Raw genomic sequence first — 11,053 nt, forward strand, 5'->3', positions numbered from 1 at the left:
GGTCCAGCGTCATCGCGACCAGGCCGCCGATCATCGCGCCGGCGCCGCGGCCGGTGACCCGCGACGCCCACCGCGCGCCCGCCCCAGCGGCCAGGGCCAGGCGTCCGCGGGCGGTGATCACCCGCGCAGTTTAAGTTCACGACACGACAACCCGGCGACCGGCCTTTGTCGTCGACGCGTGCCATCCTCGGTGCATGAGTTGCGCAGCCTGGGGCCGGCCGACCGGAGAGCCCGGCCCGGGTTGGGCGGTCCTCGACGTCGAAACCTCGGGTTTCCGCCCAGGCCATGCCCGCATCCTCAGCGTCGCGGTGTTGGCGCTCGACCCGGACGGCCGAGTGGAGGAATCGGTCGTCAGCCTGGTCAACCCGGGGGTCGACCCCGGGCCCACCCATGTGCACGGGCTGACCGCGGCCATGCTGGCGGGGCAGCCGACGTTCACCGACATCGTCGACGACGTGATCGCGCTGCTGAAAGGGCGCACGCTGGTTGCGCACAACGTCGCTTTCGATTACGCCTTCCTCACCGCCGAAGCAGAGATCGCCGAGGCCGAGGTGCCCGTCGACGCCGTGATGTGCACCGTGGAGCTGGCCCGGCGGCTCGATCTGGGCCTAGACAACCTACGGCTGGAAACCCTCGCCGCACATTGGGGCGTAACCCAGACCCGGCCGCATGACGCGCTCGACGACGCACAGGTGCTGGCCCGCGTGCTGACGGCGGCGCTGCAGCGAGCCGAAGAACGCGGCGTCTGGCTGCCGGTGCGGCCGGTGACCCGGCACCGGTGGCCCAACGGCCGGGTCACCCACGACCAGCTGCGACCGCTGAAGTCGCTGGCCTCGCGGATGCCGTGCCGCTACGCCAACCCGGGTCGCTACGTCTGCGGCCGGCCGCTGGTGCAGGGCATGCGGGTGGCACTGTCGGCCGAGTGCACCCGCACCCACGAGGAATTGGTCGAGCGCATCCTGCACGCCGGGTTGGCCTACACCGACGCCGTCGACGCCGACACCTCGCTAGTGATCTGCAACGAGCCCCGGCCGCTACAGGGCAAGGGCTACCTGGCCCAAGAACTCGGCGTGCCGACGGTGTCCGACGCGGCCTTCATGGACTGCGTCGACACGGTGGCCGCCGGCGTCGACGTCGATCACTTCGTCGACGAGGGCGTGCCCGGCGAGCAGTTCGCCCTGTTCTGACGCCCCAGCCCACTTAGCTCAGCGCTTTGGCCTTGAGCGTGTCGAACTCGCTCTGGCTGATAGAGCCGGCGTCGAGTAGCTGCTTGGCGTCGGCGATCTCCTGGGCGGGCGACCGGCCGGCGGCCTGCCGGATGTAGGCGTCGGCCTCCTTCTTGGCGGTGGCGGCCGACTCGCGGGCCCGCTGCGCCATGCCGTCGCCGCGGGCGACCAGGTACACCAGCGCCGTCAGCAGCGGGAACAGGAACAAAAACAGCACCCAGCCGGCTTTGGCCCAGCCTGACGTCGTGTGGTCCCGCCAGAACAGGTCGATGATGATGTAGACCAAGATGAACAGGTACGCGATGAACGCGAACACCACCAGTGAGTACCAGATCAGCCCCCACAACGCGTCCCAGTCGAAATGCATGCGTGAACTCCCTTTCGGTCGGCTTACCGTTCGGGTCAGGCTAACCGCGCCGCCCGGTTGACGGAAGAGACCACCGCGCGAAGTGATGCAGTCGTGATCGACGTCGCGATGCCCACACCCCACACCGTGTGTCCACCGACCTCTGCCTCGACGTAGGCCGCGGCCTGTGCCGCCTCGCCGGTGGACATGGCGTGCTCGAAGTAGTCCAGCACGTGGACGTGGACGCCGATGTGGCTCAGCGCGTCGACGAACGCGGCCAGCGGGCCGTTGCCCACACCGGTGATCTCGGTCTCCACGCCGTCGCGCTTGACGACGGCCTCGATCCGGTCGGTGCCGCCATCGGCCTCGGAGGCGACAACCCGCTGCCGCATCCGCTCCAGTGGCCGCACCGGGTTCAGGTACTCCTCGGCGAAGGCGTCCCACATCTCCTTGGGGCCGACCTCGCGGCCCTCCCCGCCGTCACTTGCCGGGCCCTCTGCGATCTTCTGGATCACCTTGGAGAATTCGATCTGCAGCCGCCGCGGCAGCACCAGCCCGTGGTCGGTCTTCATGATGTAGGCCACCCCGCCCTTGCCGGACTGTGAGTTGACCCGGATCACCGCTTCATAGGTGCGGCCGACGTCGCGCGGGTCGATCGGCAGATACGGCACCTGCCAGAGCATGTCGTCCACATCGCAATCGGCGGCGTGGGCGTCGCGCTTCATCTGATCCAAGCCCTTGTTGATGGCGTCTTGGTGACTGCCGGAGAACGCGGCGTAGACCAGGTCGCCGCCGTAGGGGTGCCGTTCGGACACCGACAGCTGATTGCAGTACTCGACGGTGCGACGGACCTCGTCGATGTCGGAGAAGTCGATCTGCGGGTCCACGCCCCGGGAGAACAGATTCAGGCCCAGCGTCACCAGGCAGACGTTGCCGGTGCGCTCGCCGTTGCCGAACAGGCAGCCCTCGATGCGGTCCGCCCCGGCCTGATAACCCAGCTCCGCCGCGGCGACCGCGGTGCCGCGGTCGTTGTGCGGGTGCAGCGAAAGAACAATTGACTCACGGCGATTGAGGTTGCGGCTCATCCACTCGATCGAGTCGGCGTAGACGTTGGGGGTGGCCATCTCGACGGTTGCCGGCAGGTTGACGATCAGCGGGTTGTCCGGCGTCGGCTCGATGACGTCGCCGACGGCGTCGCAGACCTCCTTGGCGTACTCCAGCTCGGTGCCGGTGTAGGACTCCGGCGTGTATTCGAACCGCCACCGGGTGCCGGGCTGTTTGGCGGCCTCTGCCAGGCATTTTCGCGCGCCGGCGACCGCGATCTCGCGCACCGCGGGCCGGTCGGCGTGAAACACCAGCTGGCGCTGCAGGATCGACGTCGAGTTGTAGAAGTGCACAATCGCCTTCGGCGCGCCCGCACAGGCTTCGAAGGTGCGCTCGATCAGCTCGTCGCGGCACTGGGTGAGCACCTGGATGGTGACGTCGTCGGGGATCGCGCCGTCCTCGATGATCTTGCGGACGAAGTCGAAGTCGGTCTGGCTGGCCGACGGGAAACCGACCTCGATCTCCTTGTAGCCCATCGCCACCAGCAGATCGAACATCCGCTGCTTGCGGGCCGGGCTCATCGGGTCGATCAGCGCTTGGTTGCCGTCGCGCAGGTCGACCGGACACCACAGCGGTGCCCGGTCGATGACGCGGTCCGGCCAGCGGCGGTCGGGCAGGCGGACCGGCTCGACCTCGTCGGCGAAGCTGCGGTACCGGTTGACCGGCATCGACGACCCGCGTTGCGGGTTCCACCCGGGCTGGCCAGGGTTGGGCGGGCCCGACGGCTTGGTGGCCCTCCGGGCGGACGTGAACGAGTCGGGTGATGGTCGGGAAAAAGTAGTCACGATGATTGCTCCGGGTTGTCGGATGGACCTCAGACCGGCTCGTCGCGAACACCCGCGACGGGAAGCCGGTCTGGATCAGACCCCGTCGCGGCGTCCGAGGAGGAGCACCCGCTGCACGTCGTGCACTCTACCGCGTCGGGGTAGGCGTCGCATAGCCCGGCCCGTGCGGAGCCGGCCACGGCTCAACGCCGCTTAACGGCCGAGGTGGTCGAGTGTCGGCGGCGCCACGACACGGTCGAGGGTTGTGCCGATTCACGTCCGGTGGGAGCGGGGTCGCGGACCTGCGGTGAGCGCGCGTCGGCCGGTTGCATTGTGTGCCTATCAGGCACACAATGAGGTGTTATGGCTACGAAGACGGAGCGTTTCGCGGTGCGCCTGACCCCTGAGCAGGCCGCGCTGATTCGTCGCGCTGCCGAGGCGGAGGGGACCGACCTGACCAATTTCACGGTCACGGCGACGCTGGCGCATGCCCGCGACGTATTGGCCGATCGTCGGCTGTTTGCGATTGATGCTGCGGCGTGGGCGGAGTTCCTGGCCGTGCTGGACCGGCCGGTGTCGCATAAGCCGCGGCTCGAGAAGCTGTTCGCCGAGCCGTCTATGTTCGACGAGGCGTGAGCGGCTACAGCTCGCCGCGGCCGATCAGCGACGACGATGACCTGGCGACGTTCGACAGTGGTGAGCCCAGCTTGGATGAGTACCTGCGTACGCGAGCCTTGGCCAACCACGCCGCTGGGGCGTCACGCTGTTTTGTGACGTGCCGGGGTGACCGTGTGGTGGGGTTCTATGCGTTGGCCTCGGCGGGGGTGGAACACCACGCGGTGCCGGGCCGGGTTCGACGTAACATGCCCAATCCGGTTCCGGTGATCCTGTTGTCACGGTTGGCGATTGACCGCAAAGAGCAGGGCAAGGGTCTGGGGTCGCACTTGCTGCGGGATGCGATTACGCGGTGTGTGCAGGTGGCTGACGTGATCGGGGTTCGGGCGATCCTCGTTCATGCGTTGCATGACCAGGCCCGCGCGTTCTACCTGCATTTCGACTCCGCGCCGTCCCCGACGGATCCGCTGCATCTGCTGCTGCTGATCAAGGATGCCCGCGTGCTCATCGAGCCGTGACGCCGGTCAACAGTCTCGTCACCGATCATGGCTCGCACGAACAGTTACATCGCTTCGCCGAGAGCTTCTGCGGATCGTAGTTCCGCTGACGCCCGCGCAGATACCGGTGTGTCGCCACCAGGTACAGCAACCGCCTGCAACGGGTGGTGACGGGAGATCATCGAGTTGGCCATCGCAGCTGCTGGTGATACTGCGGGTTGGGCGGTGACGTCCCCGGTCGCATAGCCGGGTCAGTCGGTCAGCTTCCCGAACCGCTGCTGTGCGGCCTGCCGGGTGGTGCCGAGAGCTACCGCGATAGCGGTCCACGAGTCTCCCGCGTCGCGGGCCTGCCGGACGGCCCCGATCAGCTCGGTGTCGGCCTGTCGAACAGCTTCGACCGCTGCGACGATACGTCGGAACGGTCCCGCGTCGCGGGCGGGGTGGGTGGCTGGACTCACCTGGTCGAGCCCGGTGTTGTCGTGGATGACAGTCATGGGGTTCACCTCATTTCAAGTAGTCGTAGTGCGCGGGGTACAGGTCATCGGCGTGGATGATGCGGTCGGGGTCCTCCGCAGGAACCGCGACCAGCCCCAGCAGTGAGCCGTTCCGCGCGGGTCCGATGATGAGCAGTCGTTCCTCCCCGTGGTACTCGTAGGGCACGATCCGCAGTGCGTTGCGGAAGGCATGTTCGATGTCCTCCTTGGACTTCCCATGCTTGTAGGCGCTGGGCCGTAGTTCCACCTGTCAAGTCTCCTTGCAGTACGCTGGGCTGTCAAGTCTCCTTGCGCCGTCCAGTTCCACTGCTACGCCGTTGCAAGTGAGTGATCTTTAGTGATCATGCGACTTGCACCCCGTCTCGGGGTTGTTCGGCAGCCGTGCGGTTGCCTCCCTTCCGCGCTTCACAGCCACCTGCCGGGCGAGGCCCGGTCTTACGGTCGGCTCCACGCTTGACGGCGGCCCCAACTGGGCCGACGACGCTAATGGTGTCCTCGTAGCGTGCGAGGTTGATCGCGGCGTTGTCATCACGTTGGTGGACTGCCGAGCAGCTGCCGCATTGCCACTTTTCGTCCCACCCGATGTCTTGCACATGCCCGCAGCCATGGCAGGTTTTCGACGAAGGGAACCAGCGGTCGGCGACCACCAGTTGCGACCCGTACCAGCGGCTCTTGTAGGACAGGTGCCGGCGCGGTGTGCCCAAGGCGGCATCGGAGAGGCCGCGCCGCCGGGCGCGTGCCCCCGGTAGCCCTTTTTGCCGCAGCATCCCCGCCGCGTCCAATCCCTCGACGACGATGCGGCCGTGGGTTTTAGCCAGCCTCGTAGTCAGGACGTGCAGGTGATGGGTGCGGACATCGTTGACCCGGCGGTGCAGCCGGGACAGTTCGGTGGTGCGCTCACGGTATTGTCGTGAGCCTTTCACACAGCGCGACCGGGCACGGGAAACGTGCCGCAACTCGCGCAGCGCGGCATCGAGCGGGCGCGGATTCGGCGCCCGTTCGATGACATTCCCGGCGGCGTCGGCGACGGTGGCCAGACGCCGGACCCCGACATCGACACCCACCGGCGAATCGGGTAGCGCAACGCCGGGCTGCTGGGGGCGGCGCACCAGCACCCGCACGGTGGCGTCGATCCGGGTGCCGTTGCGGCGCACGCTCATCGCCAGCACCCGCGCCCGGCCTGTGGAGATCATCCGCTCAATGCGGCGGGTGTTCTCGTGAGTGCGGACACGGCCGATGACCGGCAGCGTGAGGTGGCGGCGGTCGGGTTCGACTCGCATCGCGCCGGTGGTGAAACACACCCGGTCAGCGTCGCGGCCCTTCTTCTTAAACCGCGGGAACCCGACGCGTTTCCCGGCACGCTTACCAGCGCGGGAGGTCTGCCAGTTCCAGTAGGCGTCCACCGCGCCGCGGATGCCGTCGGCGTAAGCCTCCTTCGAGCATTCCGGCCACCACACCTGCCCGGTCTCGGCGTTGACGCAAACCTCGTCTTTGACGGTGTTCCAGCGTTTGCGCAGCACCGCAAGCGACGGTTTGGCCGTCACGACGCCGGTCTCACGCCACGCTTGGATATCGGCTTTCAGCTGCGCGACGGTCCAGTTGTAGGCCTTGCGCCGGGCGCCGAAATGCCTGGCCAACACGCGAGCCTGATCTTCGGTTGGGTCCAACGTGAACCGGAACGCCTGCGCACACCAGCCGTCGGGAACCTCGAACCGCGCCATCTCAGGCCGCCTCCGCGTCATCGGCTGCAGCAGCAGCCACGGCACGGCGAGCACGGTTGGCCGCCGCGCGTTTGCCATAAAGCCGAGCGCACATCGAGGTCAGAATCTCTGTCATATCCCGCACTAGGTCATCGTCAACCTCGGCCGAGTCGACCACCACCAGCGCACGGCCCTGCGCGGCGAGTGCGGCTTCGACGTACTCAGAGCCGAACCGGCAGAACCGATCGCGATGCTCCACCACGATCCGCGTCACCGCCGGATCGCGTAACAGAGCAAGAAACTTGCGGCGATGCCCGTTGAGCGCAGAACCAACCTCGGTCACGACCTTATCGACCGGGATCTGCTGGGTCGTGGCCCACGCGGTCACCCGCGCCACCTGCCGATCCAGATCAGCTTTCTGATCCGCTGACGACACCCGCGCATACACCGCCGTCCGGCCACGCCGGGCCGTCTCGGCTACCGCATCGCTCACCAGAATGAGCCGACCCACTCGCTGCGCCGCGACCGGCAACAACCCAGCGCGAAACCAGCGATACGCAGTCACCCGTGCCACACCGTTGCGCTCCGCCCACGTCGCCAGATTCATGCTTCCGTTCCTACAGCACACCACCGACAACTACCGACCACTCAACCCGCAACAGCTGGCAACCCCTATCGGAGCACTGTCACGTTATTGACCGGTGTCGCTAGCCCGTAACGGTTCACCGTGGTGGTGCGCCAGGTCGCGGCTCCGCCCAGCTCGGCCAGCCGGGGCAGCCGCCGGCCCTTTTGGCGGGCCGGCCGCGGCGGCCGGTGCGTGGCGGCACCGGGGCGCGCTCACCTACGTATCCTGGTGGTCGGCCCACATCCACCATCCCGGGAAGGACGACAGTGGCGCTGGTCGTGCAGAAGTACGGCGGGTCCTCGGTGGCCGACGCCGACGCGATCCGCCGGGTGGCCGAGCGCATCGTCGAAACGAAGAAAGCCGGCAACGAGGTGGTCGTGGTCTGCTCGGCGATGGGTGACACCACCGATGACCTGTTAGAACTCGCGGCGCAGGTGTGCCCGGACCCGCCGGCGCGGGAACTGGACATGTTGCTGACCGCCGGCGAGCGGATCTCCAACGCGCTGGTGGCGATGGCCATCGAATCGATGGGCTGCCAGGCGCGGTCGTTCACCGGCTCGCAGGCCGGCCTGATCACCACCGGAGCGCACGGCAAGGCGAAGATCATCGACGTCACCCCGGGCCGGCTGCAGGCCGCGCTGAATGACGACCAGGTCGTGCTGGTGGCCGGGTTCCAGGGCGTCAGCCAGGACAGCAAGGACGTCACCACGCTGGGACGCGGCGGTTCGGACACCACCGCGGTGGCGCTGGCCGCCGCGCTCGGCGCCGACGTCTGCGAGATCTACACCGACGTCGACGGCATCTTCAGCGCCGACCCGCGCATCGTGGCCAACGCGAAGCGGCTGGACACCGTCACCTTCGAGGAGATGTTGGAGTTGGCCGCCTGCGGCGCAAGGGTGCTGATGTTGCGCTGCGTGGAGTACGCCCGCCGTTACCACATCCCGATCCACGTCCGGTCGTCGTACTCGGACCGGTCGGGCACCACCATTTTCGGATCGATCAAGGACATCCCCATGGAAGACCCCATCCTGACCGGAGTTGCACACGACCGCAGCGAAGTCAAGGTGACCGTCGTCGGCATCCCCGATCTGCCCGGCTATGCGGCCAGGGTCTTTCGTGCCGTCGCCGACGCCGACGTGAACATCGACATGGTGCTGCAGAACGTCTCCAAGATCGAGGGCGGCAGAACCGACATCACCTTCACCTGCCCGCGCGCGGACGGGCGTACCGCGGTGGCGAAGCTGGAGTCGCTCAAGGACGAGATCGGCTTCAGCGCGGTCAGCTACGACGACCACATCGGGAAGGTGTCGCTGGTCGGCGCTGGCATGCGCAGCCACCCCGGGGTCACCGCCACGTTCTGTGAGGCGCTGGCCGAGGTCGGGGTCAACATCGACCTGATCTCCACCAGCGAGATTCGAATCTCGGTGTTGTGCCGCGATTCCGAACTGGACAAAGCCGTCGTGGCGCTGCACGAGGCGTTCGGCCTCGGCGGCGAGGAGCAGGCCACCGTGTACGCGGGAACGGGGCGCTGATGGTTGCCCTTGGTGTCGTAGGCGCCACCGGCCAGGTGGGCCAGGTGATGCGCACGCTGCTCGACGAACGCGACTTCCCGGCGACCAGCCTGCGGTTTTTCGCCTCGGCCCGGTCGGCGGGACGAAAACTGGCGTTCCGCGGCCAGCAGATCGTGGTCGAGAACACCGAGACCGCCGACCCGTCCGGGCTGGACATCGCGCTGTTCTCCGCCGGTGGCACCGCGTCGCGGGTGCAAGCGCCGCGGTTTGCCGCTGCCGGGGTGACGGTGATCGACAACTCGTCGGCGTGGCGCAAGGACCCGGACGTGCCGCTGGTGGTCTCCGAGGTGAACTTCGACCGTGACGTCACCGGTGCGCTGCCGCTGAAGAAGGGCATCATCGCCAATCCGAACTGCACAACGATGGCCGCGATGCCTGTGCTCAAGCCGCTGCACGACGAGGCGCAGCTGGTCCGGCTGGTGGTCTCGACCTATCAGGCGGTCTCCGGCAGTGGGCTGGCCGGGGTACAGGAGCTGGCCGAGGAGGCCCGGGCGGTCTGCGACGACGCCGAGCAGCTGGTGTACGACGGCGACGCGGTCACCTTCCCGCCACCGAAGACATACGTCGCACCGATCGCGTTCAACGTGGTGGCGCTGGCGGGCGGCTACGTCGACGACGGCAGCGGGGAGACCGACGAAGACCAGAAGCTGCGCAACGAGAGCCGCAAGATCCTCGGCATCCCAGAGTTGGCGGTCAGCGGAACCTGTGTGCGGGTGCCGGTGTTCACCGGCCACTCGCTGTCCATCAACGCCGAGTTCGCCCGGCCGCTGTCGCCGCAGCGCGCCACCGAACTGCTCGACGGCGCGCCGGGGGTGACGCTGGTCGAGGTGCCCACCCCGCTGGCCGCCGCCGGGGTGGACGATTCGCTGGTGGGCCGGATCCGGCGCGACCCGGGGGTGCCGGACGGGCGTGGCCTGGCGCTGTTCGTCTCCGGAGACAACCTGCGCAAGGGTGCGGCGCTGAACACCATCCAGATCGCCGAGCTGCTGGCAGCGTTATGATCCGCGGGTGCGCCCGGCCCCGCTGACCGCCCGCGGGGTTTCGCGGTGTGCGTTGTCGACTGCATCTGCGCTGTATCTTCTTGCCTCACAAGGTGTTCCGGCGGTCAGCGCCGACCCACCGGCGCCGATGCCGATGCCGATCCTGTTCCCGCTGGCCGAGGGGCAGGTGATCAGGATTGGCCCGGTGGCCGGCACCGGAACCGCGACCGGCGACTACGGCATCGGCGCCACCGATCTGTGTGAGTTCGTGGACTTCCCCACCGCGGTGCTGCAGGTCTGCGGGGACAGCTTCGCCGGCCAGGGTGTCGGGTTCGGCGGCTGGTACTCACCGATCGCGCTGCGTGTCGACGGCGAGTCGGTGGACGACCTGGCCGGGGTGCGCTACACCGGGGTCATCGGCGTCCGGCAGCCGCTGCTGTCCGACAAGTCACCGGCCGGGGCATCCCAGCTGCCGGCCGGCGTGGTGCAGATCAATCGGACCAATTACCTCATGGTGACCACCACCAAAATGCTGGTGCCGCAGACCTCGCGACTGGTGAAAGCCGAACCGGCGCAGGGCCTTTGGCAGACCGTACCGGGTTCGGTGCGTGACGGCGCCTATCAGGACGGCCGACAGTCTCAGATCAGCGGCTACTACGACCCGATCCCGGTGCCGGACTCGCCGAGCGGCTGGGTGTACATCGTGGCCGACAACTTCGACCGCAGCGGGCCGGTGGTGCTCTATCGGGCCACACCCGAGGAGTTCACCAACCGGTCGGCCTGGCAGGGCTGGGCGGCCGGGCCCGGCGGCGGCTGGAACAAGCTGCCCACCCCGCTCTGGGACGACAAGGTCGGCGAGTTGAGCGTGCGGCAGATCGACGGCAAAACCGTGCTGTCGTATTTCAACGCCAGCACCGGAAACATCGAGGTGCGGGTGGCCGACCACCCGACGTCACTGGGCAGCGTGCCGGTGACCACGGTGGTGCAGCACGCCGACTGGCCTGAGCCCGCCGAGAGCCTGCCGACACCGTTCGACAACCGGCTCGCGCAGCCCTACGGCGGCTACATCTCGCCCGGGTCCACGCTGGACGAGCTGCGGGTGTTCGTCAGCCAGTGGAACAACAGCGACCC

11 protein-coding genes and 1 pseudogene are annotated in these 11,053 nt (G+C 67.9%); 6 read left to right on the forward strand and 6 right to left on the reverse strand.

Annotation, left to right across the window (positions count from 1 at the left end; translation table 11 throughout):
- Positions 1-194: 194 nt before the first annotated feature.
- Positions 195-1,187, forward strand: coding sequence for a DEDDh family exonuclease (locus tag AC2VOP_RS03080; protein WP_486959608.1), 993 nt, complete (start codon positions 195-197; stop codon positions 1,185-1,187).
- A 13-nt stretch (positions 1,188-1,200) separates the two neighbouring features.
- Here AC2VOP_RS03080 and AC2VOP_RS03085 read toward each other — a convergent pair whose 3' ends face one another.
- Positions 1,201-1,593, reverse strand: coding sequence for an SHOCT domain-containing protein (locus tag AC2VOP_RS03085; RefSeq protein ID WP_486959609.1), 393 nt, complete (start codon positions 1,591-1,593; stop codon positions 1,201-1,203).
- 35 nt (positions 1,594-1,628) lie between these two features.
- Positions 1,629-3,461 (reverse strand): 2-isopropylmalate synthase, encoded by a 1,833-nt coding sequence (leuA, locus tag AC2VOP_RS03090; RefSeq protein WP_486959610.1) that lies wholly within the window; start codon positions 3,459-3,461, stop codon positions 1,629-1,631.
- 305 nt (positions 3,462-3,766) lie between these two features.
- Here leuA and AC2VOP_RS03095 point away from each other — a divergent pair.
- A pseudogene (locus tag AC2VOP_RS03095) lies at positions 3,767-4,076 on the forward strand (type II toxin-antitoxin system TacA family antitoxin); the annotation flags it as partial.
- Positions 4,073-4,573 (forward strand): GNAT family N-acetyltransferase, encoded by a 501-nt coding sequence (locus tag AC2VOP_RS03100; RefSeq protein WP_486959611.1) that lies wholly within the window; start codon positions 4,073-4,075, stop codon positions 4,571-4,573. The pseudogene AC2VOP_RS03095 and the gene AC2VOP_RS03100, both read left to right, overlap by 4 nt.
- Positions 4,574-4,803: 230 nt before the next feature.
- Here the strand turns inward: AC2VOP_RS03100 and AC2VOP_RS03105 are convergent, their stop codons facing one another.
- The 4 genes from AC2VOP_RS03105 to AC2VOP_RS03120 form a co-directional block, all read right to left on the reverse strand.
- Entirely contained in the window at positions 4,804-5,046 is a 243-nt protein-coding gene (locus AC2VOP_RS03105) for a hypothetical protein (RefSeq protein ID WP_486959612.1), read from the reverse strand.
- Between the two features lie 10 nt (positions 5,047-5,056).
- Positions 5,057-5,293, reverse strand: a complete 237-nt coding sequence (locus AC2VOP_RS03110; RefSeq protein ID WP_486959613.1) for a hypothetical protein — start codon at positions 5,291-5,293, stop codon at positions 5,057-5,059.
- A gap of 94 nt (positions 5,294-5,387) precedes the next feature.
- Positions 5,388-6,767, reverse strand: coding sequence for an IS607 family element RNA-guided endonuclease TnpB (gene tnpB, locus AC2VOP_RS03115; protein ID WP_486959614.1), 1,380 nt, complete (start codon positions 6,765-6,767; stop codon positions 5,388-5,390).
- Position 6,768: 1 nt separating this feature from the next.
- Positions 6,769-7,353, reverse strand: coding sequence for an IS607 family transposase (locus tag AC2VOP_RS03120; protein WP_486959615.1), 585 nt, complete (start codon positions 7,351-7,353; stop codon positions 6,769-6,771).
- A 284-nt stretch (positions 7,354-7,637) separates the two neighbouring features.
- Here AC2VOP_RS03120 and AC2VOP_RS03125 point away from each other — a divergent pair, with 284 nt between their 5' ends.
- The 3 genes from AC2VOP_RS03125 to AC2VOP_RS03135 all read left to right on the forward strand — a co-directional run.
- Entirely contained in the window at positions 7,638-8,903 is a 1,266-nt protein-coding gene (locus AC2VOP_RS03125) for an aspartate kinase (protein ID WP_486959616.1), read from the forward strand.
- Positions 8,903-9,943, forward strand: a complete 1,041-nt coding sequence (locus tag AC2VOP_RS03130) for an aspartate-semialdehyde dehydrogenase (RefSeq protein ID WP_486959617.1) — start codon at positions 8,903-8,905, stop codon at positions 9,941-9,943. The genes AC2VOP_RS03125 and AC2VOP_RS03130 overlap by 1 nt, the downstream gene beginning before the upstream one ends.
- Positions 9,944-10,070: 127 nt before the next feature.
- The coding region (locus AC2VOP_RS03135) for a DUF4185 domain-containing protein (RefSeq protein WP_486959618.1) at positions 10,071-11,053 on the forward strand (983 nt) is incomplete at its 3' end.

The sequence above is a fragment of the Mycobacterium sp. TH-M106 genome, assembly GCF_057473765.1.